Annotated in this window: 28 protein-coding genes; 2 read left to right on the top strand and 26 right to left on the bottom strand. The window is 60.0% G+C overall.

Going from position 1 to position 24,102, the window contains the following annotated elements:
* Positions 1-24 precede the first annotated feature (24 nt).
* The 15 genes from frr to HMPREF1249_RS05735 all read right to left on the bottom strand — a co-directional run bounded on the left by frr (position 25) and on the right by HMPREF1249_RS05735 (position 10,844).
* On the bottom strand, positions 25-576 hold the full coding sequence (gene frr / locus HMPREF1249_RS05665; RefSeq protein WP_008520934.1) for a ribosome recycling factor: 552 nt from the start codon (positions 574-576) through the stop codon (positions 25-27).
* 39 nt (positions 577-615) lie between these two features.
* Positions 616-1,329, bottom strand: a complete 714-nt coding sequence (pyrH, locus tag HMPREF1249_RS05670; protein ID WP_008520933.1) for a UMP kinase — start codon at positions 1,327-1,329, stop codon at positions 616-618.
* 73 nt (positions 1,330-1,402) lie between these two features.
* On the bottom strand, positions 1,403-2,008 hold the full coding sequence (gene tsf, locus HMPREF1249_RS05675; protein ID WP_008520931.1) for a translation elongation factor Ts: 606 nt from the start codon (positions 2,006-2,008) through the stop codon (positions 1,403-1,405).
* A 13-nt stretch (positions 2,009-2,021) separates the two neighbouring features.
* Positions 2,022-2,840 (bottom strand): 30S ribosomal protein S2, encoded by an 819-nt coding sequence (gene rpsB / locus HMPREF1249_RS05680; RefSeq protein ID WP_008520930.1) that lies wholly within the window; start codon positions 2,838-2,840, stop codon positions 2,022-2,024.
* Between the two features lie 130 nt (positions 2,841-2,970).
* Positions 2,971-3,762, bottom strand: a complete 792-nt coding sequence (locus tag HMPREF1249_RS05685) for a phosphate ABC transporter ATP-binding protein (protein ID WP_008520928.1) — start codon at positions 3,760-3,762, stop codon at positions 2,971-2,973.
* The gene (locus tag HMPREF1249_RS05690) at positions 3,747-4,622 is read right to left on the bottom strand and encodes an ABC transporter permease subunit (protein ID WP_008520923.1); all 876 of its coding nucleotides are present in this window, start codon (positions 4,620-4,622) and stop codon (positions 3,747-3,749) included. The genes HMPREF1249_RS05685 and HMPREF1249_RS05690 overlap by 16 nt, the downstream gene beginning before the upstream one ends.
* Positions 4,619-5,491, bottom strand: coding sequence for a PstC family ABC transporter permease (locus HMPREF1249_RS05695; RefSeq protein ID WP_021775974.1), 873 nt, complete (start codon positions 5,489-5,491; stop codon positions 4,619-4,621). Before HMPREF1249_RS05695 ends, HMPREF1249_RS05690 begins: the two co-directional genes overlap by 4 nt.
* Positions 5,488-6,318 carry a phosphate ABC transporter substrate-binding protein gene (locus HMPREF1249_RS05700; RefSeq protein ID WP_008520919.1) on the bottom strand — a complete coding sequence of 277 codons (831 nt, stop codon included), beginning with the start codon at positions 6,316-6,318 and terminating at the stop codon, positions 5,488-5,490. The genes HMPREF1249_RS05695 and HMPREF1249_RS05700 overlap by 4 nt, the downstream gene beginning before the upstream one ends.
* A gap of 190 nt (positions 6,319-6,508) precedes the next feature.
* Positions 6,509-6,862: a 50S ribosomal protein L19 gene (gene rplS / locus HMPREF1249_RS05705; RefSeq protein ID WP_008520917.1), complete on the bottom strand. Its 354-nt coding sequence runs from the start codon at positions 6,860-6,862 to the stop codon at positions 6,509-6,511.
* Positions 6,863-6,895: 33 nt separating this feature from the next.
* Entirely contained in the window at positions 6,896-8,044 is a 1,149-nt protein-coding gene (gene trmD / locus HMPREF1249_RS05710) for a tRNA (guanosine(37)-N1)-methyltransferase TrmD (protein ID WP_008520914.1), read from the bottom strand.
* Between the two features lies 1 nt (position 8,045).
* Positions 8,046-8,564: a ribosome maturation factor RimM gene (gene rimM, locus HMPREF1249_RS05715; protein ID WP_008522767.1), complete on the bottom strand. Its 519-nt coding sequence runs from the start codon at positions 8,562-8,564 to the stop codon at positions 8,046-8,048.
* Positions 8,565-8,566: 2 nt separating this feature from the next.
* The gene (locus HMPREF1249_RS05720; RefSeq protein ID WP_008520911.1) at positions 8,567-8,806 is read right to left on the bottom strand and encodes a KH domain-containing protein; all 240 of its coding nucleotides are present in this window, start codon (positions 8,804-8,806) and stop codon (positions 8,567-8,569) included.
* Between the two features lie 12 nt (positions 8,807-8,818).
* Positions 8,819-9,091 carry a 30S ribosomal protein S16 gene (gene rpsP, locus HMPREF1249_RS05725; protein WP_008522765.1) on the bottom strand — a complete coding sequence of 91 codons (273 nt, stop codon included), beginning with the start codon at positions 9,089-9,091 and terminating at the stop codon, positions 8,819-8,821.
* A gap of 39 nt (positions 9,092-9,130) precedes the next feature.
* Positions 9,131-10,492, bottom strand: a complete 1,362-nt coding sequence (gene ffh / locus HMPREF1249_RS05730; RefSeq protein WP_008520906.1) for a signal recognition particle protein — start codon at positions 10,490-10,492, stop codon at positions 9,131-9,133.
* 4 nt (positions 10,493-10,496) lie between these two features.
* A complete protein-coding gene (locus tag HMPREF1249_RS05735) occupies positions 10,497-10,844 on the bottom strand; it encodes a sigma factor-like helix-turn-helix DNA-binding protein (RefSeq protein ID WP_008522761.1) in 348 nt (115 codons plus the stop codon).
* 193 nt (positions 10,845-11,037) lie between these two features.
* Here HMPREF1249_RS05735 and HMPREF1249_RS05740 point away from each other — a divergent pair, with 193 nt between their 5' ends.
* Together HMPREF1249_RS05740 and HMPREF1249_RS05745 are read left to right on the top strand one after the other, a co-directional pair.
* Positions 11,038-11,682 (top strand): lactate utilization protein, encoded by a 645-nt coding sequence (locus tag HMPREF1249_RS05740; RefSeq protein WP_008520902.1) that lies wholly within the window; start codon positions 11,038-11,040, stop codon positions 11,680-11,682.
* A 4-nt stretch (positions 11,683-11,686) separates the two neighbouring features.
* Positions 11,687-12,673, top strand: coding sequence for an asparaginase (locus HMPREF1249_RS05745; protein ID WP_008520900.1), 987 nt, complete (start codon positions 11,687-11,689; stop codon positions 12,671-12,673).
* 42 nt (positions 12,674-12,715) lie between these two features.
* On the opposite strand, the gene HMPREF1249_RS05750 is transcribed toward HMPREF1249_RS05745, so the two are convergent.
* The 11 genes from HMPREF1249_RS05750 to HMPREF1249_RS05800 all read right to left on the bottom strand — a co-directional run bounded on the left by HMPREF1249_RS05750 (position 12,716) and on the right by HMPREF1249_RS05800 (position 24,097).
* A complete protein-coding gene (locus tag HMPREF1249_RS05750; protein WP_008520898.1) occupies positions 12,716-13,099 on the bottom strand; it encodes a hypothetical protein in 384 nt (127 codons plus the stop codon).
* Positions 13,100-13,103: 4 nt separating this feature from the next.
* Positions 13,104-14,174, bottom strand: coding sequence for a butyrate kinase (gene buk, locus HMPREF1249_RS05755; protein WP_008520896.1), 1,071 nt, complete (start codon positions 14,172-14,174; stop codon positions 13,104-13,106).
* 230 nt (positions 14,175-14,404) lie between these two features.
* Positions 14,405-15,331 (bottom strand): bifunctional enoyl-CoA hydratase/phosphate acetyltransferase, encoded by a 927-nt coding sequence (locus HMPREF1249_RS05760; protein ID WP_008520894.1) that lies wholly within the window; start codon positions 15,329-15,331, stop codon positions 14,405-14,407.
* Between the two features lie 105 nt (positions 15,332-15,436).
* Positions 15,437-16,366, bottom strand: a complete 930-nt coding sequence (locus tag HMPREF1249_RS05765; protein ID WP_021775985.1) for a DMT family transporter — start codon at positions 16,364-16,366, stop codon at positions 15,437-15,439.
* Between the two features lie 39 nt (positions 16,367-16,405).
* Positions 16,406-17,311, bottom strand: coding sequence for a bifunctional enoyl-CoA hydratase/phosphate acetyltransferase (locus HMPREF1249_RS05770; RefSeq protein ID WP_008520889.1), 906 nt, complete (start codon positions 17,309-17,311; stop codon positions 16,406-16,408).
* Between the two features lie 12 nt (positions 17,312-17,323).
* Positions 17,324-18,418 (bottom strand): butyrate kinase, encoded by a 1,095-nt coding sequence (gene buk / locus HMPREF1249_RS05775; RefSeq protein ID WP_008520888.1) that lies wholly within the window; start codon positions 18,416-18,418, stop codon positions 17,324-17,326.
* A gap of 4 nt (positions 18,419-18,422) precedes the next feature.
* Positions 18,423-18,989 (bottom strand): 2-oxoacid:acceptor oxidoreductase family protein, encoded by a 567-nt coding sequence (locus HMPREF1249_RS05780; protein WP_008520886.1) that lies wholly within the window; start codon positions 18,987-18,989, stop codon positions 18,423-18,425.
* Positions 18,989-20,854, bottom strand: coding sequence for a thiamine pyrophosphate-dependent enzyme (locus HMPREF1249_RS05785; protein ID WP_008520884.1), 1,866 nt, complete (start codon positions 20,852-20,854; stop codon positions 18,989-18,991). Before HMPREF1249_RS05785 ends, HMPREF1249_RS05780 begins: the two co-directional genes overlap by 1 nt.
* Positions 20,855-20,967: 113 nt before the next feature.
* Positions 20,968-22,215: a pyridoxal phosphate-dependent aminotransferase gene (locus HMPREF1249_RS05790; protein ID WP_008520882.1), complete on the bottom strand. Its 1,248-nt coding sequence runs from the start codon at positions 22,213-22,215 to the stop codon at positions 20,968-20,970.
* 61 nt (positions 22,216-22,276) lie between these two features.
* Entirely contained in the window at positions 22,277-23,164 is an 888-nt protein-coding gene (locus HMPREF1249_RS05795) for a fructose bisphosphate aldolase (RefSeq protein ID WP_021775976.1), read from the bottom strand.
* A gap of 207 nt (positions 23,165-23,371) precedes the next feature.
* Positions 23,372-24,097: a R3H domain-containing nucleic acid-binding protein gene (locus HMPREF1249_RS05800; RefSeq protein ID WP_008520875.1), complete on the bottom strand. Its 726-nt coding sequence runs from the start codon at positions 24,095-24,097 to the stop codon at positions 23,372-23,374.
* Between the last annotated feature and the right edge of the window lie 5 nt (positions 24,098-24,102).

Consider the following 24,102-nt stretch of genomic DNA (forward strand, 5'->3'; position numbering starts at 1 on the left):
AGTTTGACCGCTGCCTCTTGTCTTTTAGATATTTTCCATGACTTCTTTTTCTTTTTCTTTGACAAGCTCGTCGACTTTAGAAACGAAACTATCGGTCTCCTTCTGCACCACGTCCAATTCCGTTTTCAGCTGATCCTCGCTGATCTCACCGGCGTCCTCTGCCTTTTTGTAGAAGTCGTTCGCGTCCCGACGGAGGTTTCTCAGGGCGATTTTCGCCTCTTCTCCCAGTTTCGACACGTACTTGCACAGCTCTTTGCGCCGTTCGCCGGTAAGTTCGGGCATGCTGAGCCGAATCACCTTGCCGTCGACAACCGGCGTGACGCCGATGTTGGCTGCTAAAATGGCTTTTTCAATTGTTTTGACGGCTGTCTGGTCGTACGGGGTGATTTGAAGCGTCCGCGCGTCCAAGACGCTGACGGTAGCCATCTGTTTCAGCGGCGTCGGCGTCCCATAATAGTCGGCTTTGACGTCTCCGACGAGTCCCGGATGGGCTCGTCCCGTCCGAATGCCAAGGAACTCGCCGTTCATATGGTCAATCACTTTCTGCATCGGTGTTTTTACGTCGAATGTCGCCATGACCGTCACTCCTTTTGTTCTGACTTGGGATAGATGACTTTATTCTGATACTATACTACCAATTTCGTCGCCGTCTATCAAGAACCGCCACAGGGTTCCTTTTTCTTGGACGTTGAGCACGACAATTGGGATGTGGTTTTCCATGCAGAGGGAGAACGAGGCCGCGTCCATCACGGCGATTTGCTTGACCAGCGCGTCCTGATAGGTGAGATGGGAGAACTTGACGGCGTCAGGGTATTTTTGAGGGTCTTTGTCATAGATGCCGTCGACTTTAGTCGCCTTGACGAGACACTGAGCGCCAATTTCGGCTGCGCGAAGCGCCGCCGTGGTGTCCGTCGAGAAGTACGGTGATCCTGTCCCCGCGGCAAAGATGACGATCCGGCCCTTCTCCATGTGGCGAAGAGCCCGACGGCGAATGTACGGTTCGGCAATAGCCCGCATTTCAATAGCAGTCAGGACACGGGTCGGCAGCTGACATTTTCTCTCGAGAACGTCTTGAAGGGCCAGCGCGTTAATCGTTGTGCCCAACATTCCCATATAGTCGGCCTGAGAGCGTTCGATGCCTTCGTCCGTCGCCTGCCGTCCGCGGAAAAAGTTGCCGCCGCCGACGACAAGACCTACCTGAACTCCCTCGCGGGCGACCTGGGCCACCTGCTCGCAGATAGTTTCAATTGCCCGAAAGTCGAGTCCAAAGCCGACTTTTCCTGCTAAGACTTCGCCGGAAAGCTTCAAGAGGATCCGTTGATACCGCATCGCAAGAGCGCCCCTTTCGTCGCAAAAAAGGGGCTGCGGACAATCCAAGTCCGAGCCCCTTTGTACGGTTCTTCTACTCGCCAATGGAGAACCGGGCGTAACGGCGAATCACCATGTTCTCGCCCAGCTTTGCGATCAGATCGTTGACCAGATCCTTGATCTGCTTCTTGTCGTCACGAATCCAGAACTGCTCGGTCAAGCAGTTGGTCTCGTAGAACTTGCGAATTTTGCCTTCAATGATGCCTTCCAAGACTTTTTCCGGCTTGCCGGCGAACTTCGGATCCTCTTTCAGCTGGGCGCGGCAGATTTCCTTCTCGTGCTCCAAGTCCTCTGCGGGGACAGCTTCAGGGTTAAGATACGCCGGGTTGGTCGCGGCGATGTGCATGGCAATGTCATGCCCCAGCTGCTGGAACTCGTCGGTCCGGCCGACGAAGTCAGTTTCACAGTCCAGTTCAACGAGAACGCCGACTTTGCCGGTGTTGTGAATGTAAGAGAACACCCGGCCGTCCTTTGCGTTCCGGCTGGCCTTTTTAGCGGCCTTGGCCAAGCCCTTTTCCCGAAGGTAGTCGATGGCTTTTTCCATGTCGCCGCCGCACTCCGCCAAGGCTTTCTTGCAGTCCATCATGCCGCAGCCAGTGCGCTCGCGAAGCTCCTTTACCATGGAAGCGGAAATTTCCATAACGGGATCCCCCTTAGTCTTCTTCGCCTTCGGCGGTTTCGGAGCCGTAGGTCTCGGTCAGTTTTTCCTTCATGTCCAGGACGTCCTCGTCGCTAGCCAGTTCGTTCTCTTCTTCAGCAACTTCGGGCTTGCGCTCTACCGCCGCGTCGACGCCGCCCCGTCCTTCGATCATGGCGTTCGCCATCAGGCCGGTAATCAGCTTGATCGCTCTGATCGCGTCATCGTTGCCGGGGATGGGGAAATCGATCATTTCAGGATCGCAGTTGGTGTCGACGATGGAAATGACCGGGATACCCAGCTTGCGGGCTTCGAGAACGGCGATGTCCTCGCGTCTCGGGTCGATGACAAACAGCGCGTCGGGCAGCTTCTTCATGTCCCGAATGCCCTGAAGGTACTTCTCCAGCTTGGCTTTCTCCTTGCGAAGGAGGGAGATTTCCTTCTTCGTGTGCTCGCCCCAGTCGTCGTCCGCGTCGATCTTCTGCAGTTCGATCATGCGCTGAACGCGCTTGCGAAGCGTCTGGAAGTTGGTAAGCAGACCGCCGAGCCAGCGCTGGTTGATGTAGTACTGGCCGCTCCGCTGCGCCTCTTCCGCGATCGTGTCCTGAGCCTGACGCTTGGTGCCGACGAAAAGCAGCGTGCCGTCGTCCTGTCCAACGCTGCGGACGAAGTCGTAGGCCTTTTCAAGCCCCTTCACGGTCTTCTGCAGGTCGATAATGTACACGCCGTTGCGCTCGGTGAAGATGTAAGGCTTCATCTTGGGGTTCCACCGGCGGGTCTGGTGTCCAAAGTGGACGCCGCACTCCAAAAGCTGCTTCATACTGACAACTGCCATGTTCTCATTCCTCCTGGTTGTTTGTCGGCCGGGTCGTCGCGGACTTGGGACCCTCTAGGGCACCGCCCTCGCCCTGATCCGGCTTACGAATTAAAAACCTTTGGGATTATACCACAAAGGTTCAGGACTCTCAATCGTCTTTCACCTCTTCTGAGCCGTCAAGCAGAAGCCGTAGCTCCGATTCTGTCTTTTCCGCCAGCTGATCCTTCGTCAGGATCCCGACCGTCTTTCCGCTCTCAATGACGACCAGCTGATCGGCAAGCCGCCGGGCCTGCTCTAAACTGTGGGAAACCATGACGACCGGGAACTTGGCCGAAAGGGACGTGATGAGCTTTTCCAACCTTTCTGCCGCCCGCACGTCCAAAGAGGCTGTCGGCTCGTCGAAGAGGAACATTTCCGGCTTGAGCGCCAGAGCACGAGCGAGACACAGCCTCTGCTTCTGTCCGCCGCTCAGCGTCTCGGCGCTGTCGTCGAGCCGGTCTTTTACCTCGTCCCATAGCCCAACAGTTCGCAAGGCCCCTTCAACTTCTTCAGAGGCGCTCTTCCCTCGGACGTTTCTGAGCACTTCCAACGGCATGGTGAGGTTCCGACGAATTGACAGCGGAAGCGGAGACGGCGTTTGAAAGACCATGGCGACGCGACGCCTGAGTTCCGTCGCCTCGAAGGATCTAGGACCGCGGTGAGGCCGAACGCCGTCGCTGAAGTGAAACGTCACGGAGCCGCTTTCCCGGTAGCCGGGGAAGCACTCGTTCAGCCGATTGACCGCCCGAAGAACCGTCGTCTTGCCGGAACCTGACCGGCCGACCAAAACGGTGACCGCGCGGCGCGGCGCGCTGAACGTTACTCCGCTGAGCACCGGAGCGCCGGCAAACGACGCGCACAGGCCGCTGACATCCAGCGCCGTCTCTAGCCTCTCCGCCACGATCGGTCCATCCCCTTTCTCAAATGCCACGAGACGAGCAGAAAAACCCCCGTCATCGCAAGGAGCGACACAGCCGCCCCGAAGGCCCGGTTCAAGTCCGCCGCGTCCAGATACTGTCCTGACTTGTAGAAGACGAAAAACGACAGGGTCTCAAATTTTCCGAGCAGCCCGCCCGGAAGGCCTCCGCTGGCGACGACCCCGGTCAGCATAATGACAGCCGTGTCCTCGGCGGCACGCCCAAGCACGAGCATAAACGAGCTGAGGACTCCCCGCCCTGCCGCAGGGAGCAGCAAATGACGAAGGGTCTGCCATTCTGACATCCCCAGCGCTCGCCCGGTCAGGGCCAAGTCAGTCGGCAGCGCGGCAAGCGACGCCCGAACGCCAAGCGCCAAAGTCGGCAGAGTCAAAAGCGCCAAGCACCCGGCCGCCAGCAAAAGACAGGTGGTAGCGTGAGGCGCGACGGTCCGGCGAAGGAGGAGGAGAAACTCGAAGCCGAAAAGCCCCATCACGATACTGGGGACACCCGCCACGAGGTCAACAGCCAAGCCGAGAAAGGACTTGAGCCGAGAGGTCCCCGGGCTGGCGAGGTAGGCGCCGCAGGCAAGTCCTGGAACCGCGACTAAAACCAGCGTCAGGACCATGACGCAGCTCGTTCCGGCAAGCGCCGGCCATATTCCGTCCCAAACCGGCCGTCTGGCGAGCAACGCGTCGATCGGCGGTACATGGCCAAAAAACAGCTGTCTGTTGATCGCCGGGATCCCTCGCCGGAAAAGAAACCACCCGAGGGCTCCCACCGAAATGGCAACGGCAGCCAACGAGACCAGCCTGAGGATCGTAAGACTTGCTTCCCGGCACTTCATGATCTCTTTCGCGCCTCCCGAGCGCGCAGCGCCCGACCGATCCCGGCCACGAGGAACCCCATGGAGAGAAGAACGCCGCCGGAAAGAAGCAGCGACAGGTGCTCTCCCCCAGTCAGGTCGGATGACAACGTCAGGCTGATGTGGGCCGCCAGCGTCCTCATGGACCCAAGAGGGCTAGTGACAAAGGACAGGGCGTTGCCGCCGACCATCACGGGAATCAGCGCGTCGCCCATCGCTCGGCCCAGCCCGAGGACAGCCGCGTCTCGCAGGGCCCCGCGACAGGCCGGCAGGGTCACTCGAGAAGCGATTTCAAGAGGCGAAAGGCCCAGCGCCGCCGCGGCAACTGCGTGTTTCGTCTCTACCAGCGACGCTGCGCCGTCGATAACGAGCGTCATCGCGGGGATCCCCTGCAGGGCCAGAAGGAGTGCGGCAGACAGAAAGCACAGCCCGGAACCTCCCAGATGTCCCCGAATCAGCGGAACGAGCAGGAAAAGGCCGGTGAACCCGTAAACGACCGTCGGGACGGCGGTCATTCCCCGCAGCAGAACTAAAAGGCCGCTCCGAAGGGCCTTAGGCTGGCCGAAGCGGAGCGACAGGGCAAACCCAACGGACAGCAGCCACCCGAGAGAAGCGCCGCAGAGGGCTAAAAGAGCCGTGTTGAAGATCATCGGAGCCACTCCGAACAGCCCGCGTGCGGCGTTCCACGTAACGCCCAGCAGGTGAAAATCGCGTCCTTCTCTCAGCGCGTCGAGGGCGGTAATCAGGACAAAAGCAAAAAGCGCCGCCAGAATAGAAGCGGCCGCTCCGGCGGCTGCCCGAATCCAGAGCGGCGCTTTAATCGTCAGGACGTCGTTTTCAGGACGCTTCACTTGCGCTTCAGCGGAATGTAGCCGCTGTCGCTGATGATTTTCGCCCCTTCATCGCTGTAAATGTAATCGATAAACGCCTTCACAATCCCTTCCGGCTCGCCCTTCGTGTTCATGTACAGCTGACGGGTCACCCGGTACGCTCCGGACGCCGCGTTCTCTTGGTTCGGCACGGCCCCGTCAAGCGCCACCGCGGCGACGGAGCTGTCCAAGTACCCAATGCCCACGTAGCCGATCGCGCGGGGATCGTTCGCGATGGCGGTCTTCATCGCGCCGTTGCTGTTGACGGCGTTGACCGACGGCGCGGACTCGACGTTCTTGCCCAGCACCAGATCGTCAAAGGTCTGGCGCGTCCCGCTGCCGTCTTCCCGGCCGTAAATGTCGATCGCGCCGGGCTCTCCGCCCAGCTCCTTCCAGTCGGTGATCGCGCCGGTGTAGATGCCCTTCGCCTGTTCGCTCGTCAGAGCCTTCACAGGGTTAGCCGGGTTAACGGCCAGAGCCACGCCGTCAATGGCGAACGGGAACGTGACCAGCCCATACTTTTCGACTTCTTCGGCCTTCAGGGCGCGTCCAGTGTTGCCAATTTGCACGACCCCTTCGCCGACCTGCTTGACGCCCACGCCACTGCCGCCGCCGGCCACGCTAATGCGGATATCAGGGTTGAACGTCATGATATCCTCGGCCGCTTTCTTCATGACCGGGATATGAGCCGTTCCGCCAGCGATGTCAATCGTCCCGCTCTGGCCCTTGAACGCGTCAAGCGGAGACCCAAAAGCCGAGACGGCGCTCAGGAGAGCGGCAGCTGCCAAAGCAAAAATTCTTTTCTTCATTCATATCACTCCTCGTGAAAATATCTGAAGCTCATAATGATTATATCAAACAAACGCGCGAATACGACCCCAATGCCGACTGGCTTCGCTTGACGCATTTTGCCGCCGAGAGGGAACTACAATCTCATCCGTATGAGCGCAAGAAGAAAGCCCGAAGGCTTGCAGCCTTCGGGTTTTCTTCTTGCGCTGGTTACTTGGTGAGCAAACGCTCGGTGATACGGGCGGCCTTGCCGCGGCGGCTGCGCAGGTAGTACAGCTTGGCGCGACGAACCCGGCCGTGACGCTTGACCTCAACGCCGGCGATCGTCGGGCAGTGAAGCGGGAAAATACGCTCGACGCCGACGCCGCTGGACATCTTTCTGACGGTGAACGTCTCGGTAGCGCCGCCGTGTTTGCGGGCAATCACAACGCCCTCAAACGCCTGAATGCGCTCCCGGTTGCCTTCCTTAACCTTCACGTTCACGCGGACCGTGTCGCCGGGACGAAACTCCGGAATATCGTGACGCATGCACTTATCTTCAACCAGTTTAATTCTCGGATCCATCGATGACCCTCCTTGCAGATAGGCTCTCCGCTCTCAGCGTGAGCCGAAAAATCGATCAAGAACAGCCGAAACCAGAGCGACCGGAGGCAAGGCTCGGTCGGTAGCTTCGATACGCTTCAGCGGCACAGACGCCGCCGAGTCAAAACGTTCTGCGCCCAAAAGGACCAGAACTGGGCCTTCGGCCTGGGCAATTCGCCGTTTAGCCTCCAGCCATGGCAAACCATTTTCCTGCTGTGCCAACAAAACTGCCGGCGCGCCTCGCCCCTTGCGGGCAATCCACCGAACCATCCCATCAGGCGAAGGCAGCGCTTTAACGCTTTTTGCGCCTTCCAGCGCAGCTCTCAAGTCGTCCAGACTTCCCCGTGTGGGCGACATGAGCACCCGATCCAGGCCATAGGCGTCCGCAACGGCGAGGCACTGACAGGCCGTCTCGGCAAGCGCCGGATCAAACGGGTCGACCGCCAGACCGAGGTGAACTTGGTCGGACAGGTACCCCATCAGGCCGGCCCGGCTGAGCAGATCCGGACGTCGGGCCAAGGTCCGCCGAACGGCCGTGCGGCGCCGCCACAGGTCAATATCCCGATCGCGTCCTGACAGAAGGACTTCCGGAACGTTCTGACCATTCCAACTGGCCGGACGGGTGTAATGACACGTGTCCAGCATGCCGTCAAAGAACGAGTCCTCCCGAACTGACAGCTCCTTGCCGACCGCGCCTTCCACCAAGCGGGCCATCGCGTCAATCGCAGCCATGACAGGAATTTCACCGCCGGACAACACGAAGTCTCCAAGGGAAATTTCCAGATCAACCCGGCTCTGCACAAACCGCTCGTCCAGTCCCTCAAAGTGACCGCACACGAACACCACGTGCCGGTCGCGGGGAAGCGACTCGACCAAGTCTTGGGTCAGAGGAACGCCCTGAGGGGACGGGTAAATCACGTAAGGGACTTCTCCCGACCGGCTGACCGCTGACAATCCGGCGTCTAAGACAGGCGCGGAAAGCGTCATGCCGCCCCGGCCGCCGAAGCTGTAGTCGTCGATCGCCCGATAGTTGCCGACGCCCCACTGGCGCAGGTCCTGCACTTCGACTTTGATGAGGCCGCGGCTCAGCGCGCTGCCGACCAATCCGTCGCGGAGGAAACCCTCAAACAGGCCGGGAAACGCCGTCAGTACGGTTACGTCCATCTCAGTCCCACAGACCTTCCATCATCGAGATCACCAGTTCCCGCCGGTCCAACGAAACCTGACGGATGAACTGATCGACAAACGGCACCAAGTGTTTTTTGCCGTCCAAGCCTTCAATCTCGAAGATATCCGACGCGCCGGTCGTTAAAACGTCCCGGACGACACCTAAGACTTCCCCGGTTTCGTCCTTGGCCTGAAGGCCGACGAGGTCCCGAATCCAGTACTGCCCTTCGGGAAGAGGAACCATCTCGTCAGGCGGCACGCAGATAAAACACCCTCGAAGCGCTTCAGCCTCGGCTGCATCGGAAAGCCCGCCGAGCTCCAAGATGATTTGGCCTTTCGAACGAAGCTCGCCGACGCTTTTTAGGGGATACTGGCCGACTTCTTCGCCGTCCCGGTAAAACCGAACGCGCGTCATCGTCTCAAACCGCTCGGGGAAATCGGTCAGAGGGGCGACCCGCACTGCGCCTTTGACCCCATGCGGGCCAACGACCTTGGCGATAACGACCCGGTCCTCCATCGCTAACCGATAATGTCTACGTCGACGGCGTCTCCTGCCTTCGCCGCCGCGACGCCGACCAGCTGACGAATGGCGCCGATGGTGCTGCCCCGGCGGCCGATGACCCGGCCCATATCGTCGGAAGCGACGGCAATGTCGACCAACTGGCGTCCGTCCCGATCGGTCACTGAGACGGAAACCTGATCAGGCTGAGTTACCAGCTCCCGGACAACAAATTCAACAAGGGCCTTATAGTCCACCATGAGACAAGGCCTCTAGGCCTTGGCTTTGCCGGCTTCGAACTTCTCCCAAACGCCGGCCTTCTTGAGCAGGCCACGAGCCGTATCGGAAGGAAGCGCGCCGTCATTAAGCCACTTGACCGCCTTCTCTTCGTCCACCCGAATCTCCGCCGGATCCTTCATGGGATCGTACACGCCGATCTGCTCGATGAAGCGTCCGTCCCGCGGGGACCGTGAGTCGGCAACAACGAGCCGGTAGAAGGGAACTTTTTTGCGTCCCATCCGTGAAAGTCTGATTCTGACTGCCATATGAGCACCTCCTGATGTGCCTGAAACCGAAATATCGGTCTATCTGAAAAGGCCGCCGAGCCGGCGAACCATCTTCATGCTTTTTCCCATTCCCATGCCGCCGAACTGTTTCCAGACTTGGTTCATCTGGTCAAACTGCTTCATCAGCTGGTTGACCATCTGGACTGACGTGCCGGATCCAAGGGCGATGCGCCGGCGACGCGACGCGTTCAGCAGCTTGGGGTTTTCCCGTTCAGCCGGGGTCATTGACTGAATGACCGCCTTCATGCGCCGCAGCCGACGGGGATCCGCCGCGTCAGGCGCCTGCTGGGCCAGTTTTTTTCCTAAGTTGCCCGGAAGCATTTCGACGACCTTGTCGAGCGGCCCCAGTTTTTCCACCTGCTCAAACTGAAGCATCAGGTCTTCCAGGCTCAGTCCTTTTTTCTTCTTCTTGGCAAAGCTCTGGCTGATTTTGGCCAGGTCTTCCTCCGTCGTCGCCTGACGGACTTTTTCGGCCAGGCCGACCAGATCCCCCATGCCCATGATGCGCTCGGCCATCCGTCGGGCGTCGAATTCCTCGAAGGCGTCGATGCCTTCGCCGACGCCGGCGAACTTGACCGGCACGCCGGTCGCCGCCAGAACGGCAAGGGCCGCGCCCCCGCGGGCGTCGCCGTCGAGTTTGGTCAGCACGATGCCGGTCAGGCCAAGCCGGGCGTGGAACGTCTCGGCCACGTTGAGGGCTTCCTGCCCGGACATGGAGTCCACGACGAGTAGGATTTCATCCGGCTGGACCGTGCTTTTGAGCCGATCCAGCTCGGTCATCAGCTCTTCGTCAATCGCCAGACGTCCGGCTGTGTCGTAAATAATCAGGTCTTGAAGGTGGTCAGCGGCGTACTTCCTCGACTGTCGGACCAAGTCAAACAGGTCTGTTTTGTCGTTCTCCGGGCCAAGAAAGCCGACTTCCGCTGACTTGGCGAGGATCTCCAGCTGTTTTACCGCCGCCGGACGTCTCAGGTCACAGGCCACGAGCAACGGCTTATGGCTGGGGCGGATACGCCGGGCGAGCTTTGCCGAACTGGTCGTCTTGCCGCTTCCCTGAAGCCCGACCATGAGCACGGTCGTGGGCGGTTTAGGGGATATCTTGAGGTTTGACTTGCCGCCCCCCATCAGGGCCACAAGCTCTTCAAAAACGACGGAGATGACCTGCTGCGCCGGCGTGATCGACTCAAGGACGTTCCGCCCGACCGCGCGGACGCGGATGCGCTCCACGAGATCGCGGACCACCTTGTAGTTGACGTCCGCCTCAAGCAGGGCCCGCCGAACTTCCCTCAGGGAGTCCGCCACGTCGTTTTCAGACAGCTTGCCTCGGTTCCTCAGGGAGTCAAAAATGCCCTCCAGTCGGTTTTTCAGAGAGTCGAACACGGCATCATTCTCCCTTCAGGACGTTTTCCACCCGCCGAATAGCCCGCTGCGCCGAGAGGACGTCACCCAGACAGCCTTCCAAATCCTTTAAGGCGCCTTGGACCGCCCGAATCTTGGCACAAAACCCTAAAAGAGCCTCGTAATCCGCCAGCTTTGCCCGGCTGGACTGCACCAAAGCCGACGCTGCCTGCCGAGAAGTGCCCAGTTCCCGGGCCATTTCCGACAGGGACAAGTCCTCGTCTGAATGAAGTTCAAACGCCCGCCTCTGCCGTCCGGTGAGCAAAGGGCCATACAGGTCATACAGCTGCGCGTCCTTTACCCGCTGTTCCAGCGCCTCGAGCGTGTCCTTCATCCCAGTCACCTCACTTGCGACGAGTCATTATACGGCGCGTTTTTACCAGTGTCAACCATTTTACATTGACACCCTTTTACGCTGGACAGTCTGAGCGTTTTTGCTATCATATGAAAACATTCTCCAGTCAAATTGCCGGTATAGTAACCAGTAGTATCCTCTTATCGACGAGGACGAACAAGGAGGTTTCAGAATGGCTCATCCAGCCGACGACCTGCAGGAAAGCCGCGACGCCGCAAGTTCGGTCGTTCAAGCGTTGAATGACCGCGGTCACGTGGCAATGTACGTGGAAACGGCTCAGGAAGCCCTCCGGAAAGTTCTTGAACTGATTCCCGAGACAGCATCGGTCGGTGTTCCCGGAACGCTGACCATTCGCCAGATCGGCGCAATTGAGGCGCTGCTTGCCAGGGGCAACAAAGTCATTGGCCACTGGGGAGACGCGGGAGATCTTCCCGCCGCAGAAGCGCGGTTTGAGGAGATGCGCTGCGACGTCTTCCTGACCAGCTCCAACGCGCTTCTTGAGGACGGCCGCATGGTCAACGTGGACGGCGTGGGCAACCGGCTGGCGGCGATGTGCTTTTCTCAGGGCGACCGCATCTTCGTCATCGGGCTGAACAAACTCTGCCCGAATATCCCAACGGCACTCAATCGAATCCGCGATTACGCCGGGCCGAAAAACGCTTCCCGGCTCAACAAGAGCTTGGCTGACTCGCCGGACGCGCTGAAAAAAGTAGTCGACCAGATCAGCCGCGTGACTCTCATCACCGAAAAAGCTCCCACCATGACGGGCGCTCACAAGAGCTACGTCATTTTGGTCGGCGAGCCGTTAGGGTATTAGCGTCATGGCGGCCTCGAACATTGCGCTCGTCATCGCCGGCGGCGAGCTGACCATGTCGCTTGACGGCAGTCACTACGCCGTCTCTCCTGGAGTAACCGGGGACGAACTTCTCTCTTGGATTCCCGAGCCGCTTCGCGAGGGGCTCTCTATCGTCGACTGGACAAGACAGCCGAGCAGCCACTTTACAGTCCGCCTGACCTCAGACCTTGTCACCCTGCTGAGCGGACAAATCGTCGAGGGGCGGCAGGGCGTGGTCGTGCTGGCCGGCACGGACACGCTAGACGAGATCTGCTACTTAGCCGACCTGCTGTGGGGCTACCCACAGCCGCTCATTTTTGCCGCCGGCAAGCTGCCGGACGGCAAGCTGGGCAGCGACGCCCGAGCCGTCCTCAACGAGGCGCTGCTCGCGGCAGGCTCTCAGGAGTGTTGGGGGCTGGGCCCATTGGTCTGCGCCCAAGGCGAGCTTTTCCCCGCCCGAAACCTGATGGAGTTCACCAACTGCGGACGGGCCTCCTACACCGGGCCGACCAACGAGGCCATCGGCGAAATTCTGGACGGAAAAGTCATCATCTGGCAACGGCCCCATCGGACCAAGACCCTCGACAGCTCAACGATCCCGGCACGAAACGTGGAGTTGATCTACTCGTCTCTGGGATCCGGCGAGCGCGTCATGGCGTCGCTGGCCGAAGACGCGGCAAACCTTTCCGGTCTGGTGATATCCGGCTTCGGCGGCGGCAACGTCCTGCCCGGCTGGGTCCCCTACATCAGGACGCTTCTCAAGGCGGACATCCCGGTTGTCGTCACGTCCCGCTGTCCCAACGGTCGGGTGACGACCCATTCGACCTTCGAAGGCAGCTTCTTTAAGCTCCACGAGATGGGAGCCCTCGACGGCGGAGACCTGTCGCCGCTTCGGGCGCGGATCAAGCTGGCCGTCGGCATCGGCGCCGGACTGACCGGCGAAGCGCTTCAAAACTACCTGCTTGACCGATAAAAAAGTCCCGCCGCGTTTGCGGCGGGACTTTTTTTTTACCTTTCAATCGGCGCTCTCAGGCGCTTCTGCAAAGCGCCACAGCAGAGCCGCTGGGATCGCTACTGACGCGGCGAACAGCCCCGAGGCCTGAACGGGCGTCAGGGGCTTAAAGTAGTATCCCCAGTCCAAAGGGGTCAGCCACGTCAAAAGAACCGACAAGGCGCACGACAGGACCATGGCCCCGACGACCTGCCGGCCCAGCCGGGCCTTACGCCCTACCCAGCACGCCCAGCACGGCAGGGCGATCATCGGCAGCACGACGAACAGAAGGCCGTTTCGAACTGGCAGGAGAAAATCGGACAGGCACACAAACCACGCCCACGGCAGGCAGGTCAGCCGCAGAATCCACTTTGGGCTCAGGGCCGTCTCGATCGTCTTTTGTGCCACCGACCTACGCCCCGTACGTCTTTGCCGTCTCTTCGCCCTTCAGGACGCGGAACGCCCCGTCGGCCAGAGCCTGCAGTTCATCCTCGCCGGGATAAATTTTGACCGGCGCGATGAAGCTGACCCGCGAAACGATCAGATCACAGAACTTGGCGCTGTGAGCCAGACCGCCGGTCAGGACGACCGCGTCAACCTGCCCGTTCAGTGCGACCGCTCTGGCGCCGATCTCCTTCGCCACGTTGTACGCCATGGCCTCGTAGACAGCTTGAGCCTTTTTGTCCCCCGAAGCGATACGCCGTTCCACTTCCCGGAGGTCATTGGTGTCCAAATGGGCCACCAGCCCGCCCTTGCCTGCAATCATCTTCGCGAGCTGGGCGCGGGTGTACTGGCCGCTCATCGCAAGGTCGATCAGCGGCCCTGACGGCAGACTGCCGGCGCGCTCAGGGCTGAACGGCCCTTCGCCGTCCAAGCCGTTGCTCACGTCGATGACCCGGCCGTTCTCGTGAGCGCCGACGGTGATGCCGCCGCCCATATGAGCGACGATCATCCGGCACTGGTCAAAGCGCTTCCCCATGTCGGCGGCAGCCCGGCGGCAGATAGCTTTCTGGTTGAGCGCGTGAAACACGCTGCGGCGCGGCACGTCGGGCAACCCTGTGATCCGCGCCACGTCCATCATCTCGTCGACCACGACGGGATCAACGATGTAGGCTCGGTTGCAGCCGCCCTTAGCCGCCAGGTCTTTAGCCAGCTGACCGCCCAAGTTCGCGGCGTGACGGCCGTATCGGTCCGACTTCAGGTCGTCGAGCATGGCGTCGTTCACGTCGTACGTCCCGCTGAGCATAGGACGAAGCAGGCCGCCGCGCCCCACAAACGCGTCCACGTCCGACAGGGCCACGCCGTGGTCGGCCATGATTTTTTCGATGCCCTCACGGCGGAAGTCTTTCTGGTCGGCAATCGTGGCGAACTTTCCAATCACGTCGCTGTCGAATCTGTCCGTGTGATCCCACAGCAGTTTTCCGTCCTCAAACAATCCAACTTTCGTGCTGGTCGAACCAGGATTGATAGCTAGAACTTTCATCGAACGAACTTTCCCCCTTCTGCTCGGTCATCGGCATGAACCAACCGCCTTGAGCGCCGCCTAGACAGCGGCGGCAAATCAACTCCTGCGGAACTAGTTTATGCCCGCCGTCTCCGTCTGTCCAGCCGCCGGGATTGACACGCCTGTTTCAGGCGCGGCCCGCTCGGACGTCAGCTGAAAGCGATCGCAAAAAAGGCTGTCTCCTCTGCCCTGAGGAGACAGCCTGCTATTTACTTGTTGTCCGCCAGAGTAACGGCAGCGGCGATCGAGGTGAGCTTCGTCCGCGGCGAGTCTGCGCGGCTCGTCAGGATAATCGGGGCGGCTGCGCCCAAAATCAGCCCGGCGGTCTCGTTCTTGGTGAAGTAAACGATTGCCTTGGCCATCATGTTGCCCGCCTCGATGTTCGGGACGAGCAGAATATCAGCCTTGCCAGCCACCGGCGACGTGATGCCCTTCGTCTTGGCCGACTCTTCGTTGATCGCGTTGTCGAGGGCAAACGGCCCGTCGATGATGCAGCCGGGGATCTGCCCACGGTTTCCCATCGCCGCCAGAGCCGCTGCGTCGAGCGTGGCCGGCATGTCGGGGTTCACCACTTCGACGGCCGCCAAGCACGCCACCTTCGGGCACTGGACGCCGAACGCCTTGGCCAGCTTGACCGTGTTCTTGACGATGTCGGCTTTCTGAGCCAGATCGGGGTACATGTTGAACGCTGCGTCGGAGATGAAGAGGATCCGATCGAATCCCTCGATGTGGTGGAAGTAGCAGTGAGAGATGGTGTTCTTTCCCATGCGGAGCCCAACCTCTTTGTTGAGCATGCCGCGAAGGAAGTGGTTCGTGTGAATCTGCCCCTTCATGTAAATATCCGCCTTGCCGCCGGACACTTCCTTGACGGCAGCCAATCCCATTTCCGGCTCGTTGGTCACGTTGATGATCTGATAGCTCGCCAAGTCGACGTTCGCCTGCTGGGCCGCCGCTTTGATCTTGTCCTCGTCGCCGGTCAGCACAAACGTCGCCATCCCGCACGACCGAGCCTGCTCAAGCGCCGTCAGCAACCCCGGATCGTCGGCTTTCGCCACGCTGATCCGTTTCGGCCCCTTCTCTGCGGTGATCTTTTTGGCGTGCTCAAGAAGTGCGCTCAACGACCGAATCTGTTCCATAATTGCACATGTCCCCTTTCAGATTATGTCGGCCCCCCAAGCCCAGAAGCCGCAAAATACCACAATATTTCGTCATACCGGTTAATTTTACATTATTTTCCCCGTTCAGGCCACGTCGGACGGCGTGACGCTAAAACGCTCCCGCTTGCGCTGCCCGGCGGCCGAGACGCAGATTGCTGTCATCACAGCCGCGCAGCCCAACAGGTGCGGCACGGTCGGCCACTCGCCCAAGGCGACGGCGGCGATAGCCACAGCTCCGACGATTTCCCCGGACGCCATCATGCTGGCCGTTGAGGCTGGAATAAAGATCATCGCAAACCCATACGCCGCGTAGGCGATCAGGCTGGAACACACAGCCTGAACGAGCGTGCAACTCAAGTCGACTGCAGTCAATTTCGACAGCGGCGCACAGTCAACGAAAAGACGATAAACCGCCAGCCAAAACGCCGCCGAGATGTGAACGTAAAACAGCTGCGTCAGCGAGCTGATTTTTCCCTGCCTCACCACCAAGCGGCTGAACAGGGTCTGTCCCACCATGCCGACCACGGCGGCGAATCCCCACAGCACACCGGGAAGTGAGACTGTCGTGTCGATCGTCCATTGGGGAGTGAACGCGCACAGCACCACGCCGACGATGATGAGCAGCGCGGAGTGCACGTCGCTTCGGGTAGGCCGCTCCTTGAGCAGCAGCGCGGCCGTTACCGTGACCATCATCGGGAAGGTGTAGTGAATCACCAGAGCCGTCGCCACAGGCAAGTAAACTGCCGACATGCCGAAACCGTAGTACAGCCCCACCCCAAGAAACGGGCCGAAGAGGAACAACACGGCAAAAAGTTTCGGATCTATCCGAAACAGTTCCCGTCGTTTCAGCAAAAACCACGCCGCCAGCAGAACGGACGTGAGCACGACGCGAATCAGCGTCACATTCAGGATGTCTGTTCCCCGCCGTCCGAGGTACTTTGATATTGGGCTGCTGAGAGCCCACAAAATCCCAGTCAACCCAGCGAGCAGACAGCCTTTTACCGTTTTTGACACTGCCGGTTCTCCCCTCTCAGCCGATGCCTTCTCTCACACTTACCGGCGGGCTATCGCCGCGCCTAAAGAAATTGACAGGAGTTTTGACTCCATGGAGTCAAAACGGCTCGTCATCACAACCGGGGCCTTTGCCCCCAAGATGACGCCGGCGCACGACTTCCGAGCGAGGAACATGACGGTCTTCCCCACCATGTTGCCCGGCTCAATCGAGGGAACCAGCAGGATATCCGCCTGGCCGGCGACTGGCGAATCAATCCCCTTCGTCTTGGCCGCCGCGGCGTCAACCGCGTTATCCAACGCCAACGGCCCGTCGACGAGGCAGCCTGAAATCTGCCCGCGCCGGTTCATCGCCGTCAGGGCCGCCGCGTCTCCCGTCGCCGGCATGTCCGGGTTAACGACCTCGACCGCCGCCAAGCACGCCACCTTGGGACACGCGACTCCCAACTGGTGAAAGCACTCAACAGCGTTGGCGATGATGGCCTCTTTCGCCGCCAGATCCGGGGCGATGTTCATCCCGCCGTCGGTGATTCCAATCGGCCGACCGATGCCGTCCGGCTCCACGATGGCGAGGTGGGAAAGCAGCGCTCCGCTCCGCAGTCCCCATTCTTTGTTGAGAACGGCCTTGAGCAGCGACGCCGTCTTGATCATGCCCTTCATCAGCAAGTCGGCCTCGCCGGAAGAAACCGCCGTGACCGCCAACTGGGCGGCTTGATAATCGTCTGAAGCCGGAATAAACGAGCATCCTGAAAGGTCAAGCCCCAGTTCCGCCGCCTTGCCGCGAATGCGGCCTTCGTCACCTACCAGACGGGCGTCAACAAGCCCCCGACGGTGAGCTTCAGCAATGGCTTCCAGCGCGTCGGCCTCGTAGGGACATACTGCCGCGAGCCGCCTCACGCCGCCGCGGCTCGACAGGGCATATAAATCAGTAAGGTGCGAAAAGCTCATGATTCGGTCTCCTTAATTCGATTCCCGTTTCAGCACGCTGGACCGATAGTCCCGCGCCGTTTCTAATCCCTGAAAGACCCGTAGGGCGCCGCCGCAGAGAGCAGCCATCTCGTCCTCTCCGGGATAAATCAGACACGGGGCAATCCAGCCGACCCGGCGCTCGATCGCGGCCACAAGCTCAGAGTCGTGCGATATGCCGCCGGTGAACAGAAGGGCGTCCACGTCTCCGGACAAACTGGCCGCCATCATACCCATCGAACACGCGACCTGATACGCGAACGCGTCTAAGATCAGCTGCGCCTTAGCGTCCCCGTCTGTCGCCATTTGACGGACAGCCCGAACGTCGTGAGTGCCGAGCCACGCTTTAATTCCGCTTCCGCCGGCCAGATACTTTTTCAGGGCGCTCTGGGACAGCCCGCTTTCAAAGCACAATTTGACGATCTCAATCGCCGGCAGCCGACCGGCCCGTTCGGGTGACATCGGGCCCCCGTCGTTTCCGCTGTCGAAATCGATGATGCGCCCTTTGGCGTGAGCGCAAATCGTCACGCCGCCGCCCAAGTGGGCGACGACGAAGTTCGCCTTCTGCCAGTCAAGCCCGAGATCATGAGCCGCCCGACGGACGGTCGCCTTCACGTTCAGCGCGTGGACGAGGGATACCCGCGGCGTCTGAGGCAGGCCGGAAAGGCGAGCCTCGGGACACAGCTCGTCAACCGAAACTGGGTCAATGATGTACGCCGGCTTCCCCAGCGGCTCCGCTAGGCCGTAGGCAATCCGGCCGCCGAGGCAGGACGCGTGGTCCCACGGCTTGCCGGTCTGTAGCCGAGCGACAAGAGCCTCGTCAACCCGGTACGTTCCGCCGGGAAGCGGGTCGATAATGCCGCCCCGGCCGATTGCGGCCGACAGGTCTTCGAGATGGCTCCCGTGGGAAGCGACGCAGTCTTTCACGGCCTTCAGCCGAAAGTCGTACTGGTCCGCCGCTCTGGGATACTTGCTCGTTTCAGCGGCGTCGTGAGCGATCGTCTCACTCCAAAGCGGTTTATCGTCGCAGAACCACGCGACCTTCGTGCTGGTTGAACCCGGGTTGATTGCCAGAATTTGATAGCTCACGCTCTCACTCCTTGCGGCTCATCACCGCGTCGTAGCCCAGCTTCAGCACCTTCAGGTTGTCGGCCTTAAACTTTTCAGGCGCCAAGGCTCCGACAGCCGCCTCCATTTCGTCGTAGCTGATGCCGGCGACGCCTGAAGCGACGAGGGCACCAAGAATCAGCACGTTCATGAACAGGAAACGGCCGCCCATATGTCTTTTGAGAATCTCGTAGCCCTCCATGGCGCAGACTCGTATCTGATTGTCGGCCAGCCAGCCAGCCAAAGGCGCGTTATTCCACGCCTTCGTGTCGTGCAGGTTGACGACCACCGTGCCGTCGCTGTGAAGGAACTCAAGGCTCCGGGCCGCCTCGTTCTGGTCAAACGCCAGAATGACGTCCGCGTGCCCCGGCGTCACAAGCGGCGAGCTGTAATCTCCCACTTTAAAGTGGCTGACCACGCTACCGCCTCGCTGAGCCATGCCGTGAACTTCGCTGGCCAGCACCTTCTGCCCGTTCTTCAGTGCCAGATATCCAAGGACCTTGCTGGCAAAAAGGACGCCCTGTCCGCCAGTCCCAACGATGACGTACTGCATCAGGCATCTCTCCCTTCATCACGGCGGCGGATTGCTCCGTGCGGACATACGGCGGTGCAGACGCCGCAGCTGACGCAGTACCGCTCGTCAACAGAGACTTTCTTCGTCTCGGCGCTGTACGCCAAGCCGGGGCAGTTGAACTGATTGATGCAGATCCGACACCCAATGCAGGTGTCTTTGTCTACCGTCACAGGACGCCGTTCGGGCCGAACCTTCAGCATGGTAATGCACGGGTACTTGAACACAAGAACCGTCGGCTCCTGGTGCTCCAGCGCGTAATTCCACGCCTGACGCACCTGCTCCTCGTTGCCTACCGTATCGTAAGCGTCGAGGGTCTTCACGTAGCCCACGCCCAACCCTCGGCACAGCGGCTCAAGCTCCACCTGAAGGCCGACGTCTCCCTGGCGAAGCTTTTCGCCAGTGTTCGGGCTTGCCTGTCCGCCGGTCATAGCGGTGATTCGGTTGTCCAGAATGCACAGGACGAACGCATGCCGGTTGTATACCGCGCTGACGAGCCCAGTAATGCCGCTGTGGAAGAACGTCGAGTCTCCGATCGTCGCCACAATCGGCCGGTCAATAGTTCCGTTGACTTTTTGAGCCAAATAGTGACCTGAAGCGGCGGTCACAGCTGCGCCCATGTCGATGACCGTGTCGACCGCCGCCTGACGGACTCCCAAGGTGTAGCAGCCGATATCCGACGGGTTGATCGCCTTCGGCAGCGCGTGACGAATCGAGAAGAAGCTCGACCGGTGCGGACAGCCGGGGCACAAGGTCGGCGGCCTGTCGGCCACGCCCATCAGCCGCCGGGCCTCAGCCAAACGCTCGTCCGCCTTCCCCGTTTGTTCCTCGCCGAGGGCCCGGAACAAAACGCCTTCGATAACGTCAGGCGTCAGTTCGCCCGCGCCGGGAACGTACCCGTTCCAGCGGCCCATCACGTTCCGGCGGTCCAGAAGCTGCCGCTCAATTACCGGGTAGGTCTGTTCCAACACCAGCGTTCGAGGGTGCCGGGCGATAAAGTCGTCGCAGAGCTGCCAAGGCAGAGGAACCGGCGTGCCAATTTTAAGAATGTCCACGTCGTCGCGCCCCAAGTCCTTGAGCAGGTCGGTCAGAAAGGCGAACGCCGAACCTCCGGCGATGACGCCGAGCTTGGCCTTGCCGCTTCCGCAGGGCACCTCGTAGTTGTACTTTCCAAATTCAGTCCCAAAGGCTTGACGGACCTCCTCCACCACGCGGTTGACCCGCGGATGGTTCTCCACCACCCGCGCGGGAAGGCAGACCCACCGTTTGGCGTCTTTTTGAAACTTGGCGTCGGGACGCGGCGGAACAACCATATCGCTCAGCTCGACAGCCTGCTTGGCATGGTCGATCTTCCCCGTGGGGCGAAGCATGACCGTGATGCCGAACCGCTCGGACAGGTCGAAACCGTCTTTGGCCATCTCCATCGCCTCGCTGACTGACGACGGATCAAAGCACGGGATCTTGGCGAACCATGCGTACATTCTGGAATCCTGCTCGGTCTGAGAGCTGTGCGGGCCCGGATCGTCCGACACGACAAGAAGGAACCCGCCGCGCTGAGGCATCAGGGCCGTGCTCATGAACGGGTCGGCCGCCACGTTCAGGCCGACCTGCTTCATCACGACGCAGGACCGTTTGCCCGACATGGCAGCTGTGACAGCCACCTCAAAAGCGACTTTCTCGTTGGCGCCCCATTCGACAGCCGTGTTCGTCTTTAACTGATCAGCCCAAAACGCAACCGCCGGCAGGATCTCCGAAGACGGCGTACCAGGATAGGCAGTCGCCACCTCGCACCCTGCCTCGACAATCGCTCGGGCGATCGCCTCGTTCCCCAAAAGAATTTCTCTCATTCTCTCTCCCCCCGTCACTGAAACTTCTCACTGACTGCCTCTGCTTGTCAATTGCCCCCGTTCCCCTCAAAGGGCCCGCCCAAACGGTGGAGTGCCCAAAATCTTAACGGGATCTAAAGCCCAAGCACCTGCATATCCTTGTGAATCAACGTCGCCAAACCGGCTATCTTCTCCTCGCTGATAGCGCAGATGGCAACCCGAACGCCCTTGCCAAGCGGCACGGTAAAAACGTCGGCCTTCTGCAGCTCGGCAGCCAGACGACGAGCGTCGTCATCGGTCGGCGTAGGAACGTAAATGAAGAATCCGCTCTGATAGGGGCAGGGCTTCAGACCGACCTGTTTGGCTTCGGACAAAAACGCGTTCGCCCGGCGGGCCAGAGAGCCGGCGAACTCCTCCTGTTCGCGGCGGAACCGAGCCAGCTTTTCAGGGTCTGAGGCAATTTGAAGCACCATTTCCATCGCCGGCCGGCTGCAGTTGGACCACGTCCCCCGGGCAGTCGTTCCGCTGGCGTGCTTGAACTCTTCTGCTGAGGCCTTCGTCGGGGCAATGCAGATTTCACAGCCCAACCGGTAACCGTAAATGGTGTAGCCCTTGCTCATCGAAGCGCAGACGATCGTGATCATGTTTTCCGGCAAGTTCTCAAAGCACTTGAAGAACTCCCGCGATCCGAACCCGGCGTAATCGATGTACGCCACGTCGACGACGACCACAACCCCGCCGTCCTGATGGGACTTCGCCAAGTCCTTCAGCCCAGCAACAAGGGCCTTCCAATCCGCCAGAGGAACCGAAAAACCGGTCGGGTTATGAGCCGGCGTGTTCAGCAGAAGCATCACGTTCTTCTGCTTCTTTGCCCTCTCCCGGCACGCGGCTAAGCACCCTTCAGTGTTAAAACTTTCACCGCTGCCAAGCATTGGGAAAGTCTCGAGGGAGCAGCCGTTCAGCCGCAACAGCGCGTCGTAGTTGTCCCAGTAATAATTGGTCGTCAGACAGACGTCACCCCGAGTTAAGTAGTTAGAGAACGCGTTGTGCAAAGCTCCAGCGCCGCCGGGCGTCGCAACGCCTTCGATGAAAGCATTCGGACGACAGTCCCGGAAAATGTCGTCGATCATCGCGTCTATTGCCGCAGGGATCCCGTCAATCGGCGCATAACTGGCCTTGGCCTTAAAAGGCACCTCGGCCATCGCCAGCTCAACGGCCGGCAGGGTTGCCAGAGAGCCGTCAGCGTTGAGGAACGACCCTATCGTGGCGTTGACAATGTTATCCCGTCCGACTTGGGCTGCCCGAGTAGCCGCCTGTCCGGCATAAGCGAAGATTGTGTCCGGAGCGCCCTGCGCCCTTTCCTGGTGAGCCAAAAGCGTCATTCATATCCCTCCAGTTCGTATATACGCGTTCAAGGACCGGAGTTCTTCCGGTCCTTGAACGTTACTTGACAGATGCGTTGAAAATCTTTTCGATCGCCCGGTCCAAAAGGCTGTTAAACTCGTCGTCAGACTGTCCGACCAAGAGCCCTTCCGTCAGGGCCCGAGAGAAGCTGGCGATCATCCCGTGATTCAAGGCCAAAAGCTCACATGCCTTGTCCCGGCTATATCCGCCCGACAGGGCCATGACTCGGAGGACCCGTTTGTGATTCCCTAGGTCAGCATAGAACCCAGCCTTGGTTGGCAGGGTCAGCTTCAAAATCACATTCTGCCCCTCCGCCAGCTCGTCAAGCCGACGGACGATCTGTTCCTTCAACAGTTCCTCCGCTTTGTCCTTGTGCTCCGCGTGAATGTCAACCTCCGGCTCCACGATGGGAACCAGTCCTTTAGCGATGATCTTTTCCGCCCACTGGAACTGCTGAGACACCACGTCTTCTATCCCCTTGGGGCTGGCTTCCTTCACGAGGGAGCGCATTTTGGTACCAAAAATTCCCCGCTCGACAGCCCGATCCAACAGCGAGTCAAGATCTGGGAATGGCTTCATCATCTGCACTCCGTTCTCGGCAGGGGCCAAGCCCTTGTCCACTTTGAGGAACGGCACGACGCCCTTCTTCTCCCAAAGGTACCGCGCGGTCATCAGGCCTTCGACGCTCCGCTCCATTGTCTGCTCAAACAGGATCGCCCCTAAAATGCGCTGGGACGTAAAAGCCGGACTCGTGACGATTCTGGTTCTCATGGCATGTACGAGGTCAAACATTTCCTCCTCGCTCTTCCACGATCCTTCGGCGATGCCGTAGGCTGCCAACGCCCGGGGCGTGCTACCGCCGCTCTGGTCAAGAGCAGCCACGAATCCCTTGCCTGATCTCATATGATCCAGCTGTTTTGCGTCCATCCTTCCGACCCCTTTCAACGTAATAATCTACGCTTGTATTATACCGTTAAAAGCTCGGTTCAGACCTGCGATATTCGGCCCGTTTACAGGGCTTCGCCAGTTTTTCACCGCGCAGGAGAAAAACTTTGCCGTACTTTCTCAAGTGTCGCCGGCGTCCGCCGAACGACAAAAAAGGAGCGGGAGACAACTCCCGCTCCTGACGATAGGTTAGTTATTCTGAGCTGGACGGCGTCTTGGCCGGCGATGCGGGCGCCGCGGCGCCTCGGACTCAGCTGAAGCCGGTCTTTCGCGGTCTCGGCCCGAGCCGATCAGACGAACAGCGACTTTCCTGTGCGGCTCAATCCCCACCGAATGGGTTTCCACAACGAGGCTCTCCCGCAGCGCCAGATGGACCAACCGACGCTCCCAGCTCGACATCGGCTCCAAGAAGACCGTCCGCTTGCTCTTCATAGCTTCCTGAGCCGCGTCAAGGGCTATCTGCTCCAGCTCTTTTTCCCTCTGGCGCCTGTAGCCGTCACAGTCGACTCTCACTCGGCCACCGATTCCCTGCGAACGGGACATCAGGTTCGACAAGTAGTCGACCACTTTCAGCCCTTCTCCGTGGCGCCCGATCAGGCGCTTTGAGTCGTATCCCGACAGGTTGATTTTGTCGTCGCCGAGCACAGACGCGTCAAGGTCAAAGTCCATCAGGCCGAAAAGCGTTTCCAGCCGCTTCTTCGCGGCCCTGACAGGGCAGGGATAGAGCGGACGGACCTCGGCGCGGAGCTTGCGGCCGAACAGCCCAAAAAAGCTCTTCTCCTGATCAACCACTTTAATCGTTACTTCGTCAGGGGAAACGCCCCACTGGCGGGCTGCCTCGGCGCGAATTTCGTCCTCCGAGCCGCCTTCAAGAGTCAGTATCTCGTCGTTTTGAGATATCACTTCGTCGGTCATTGGCT

The sequence above is a fragment of the Jonquetella sp. BV3C21 genome (assembly GCF_000468895.1).
Lineage (GTDB): Bacteria > Synergistota > Synergistia > Synergistales > Dethiosulfovibrionaceae > Jonquetella > Jonquetella anthropi.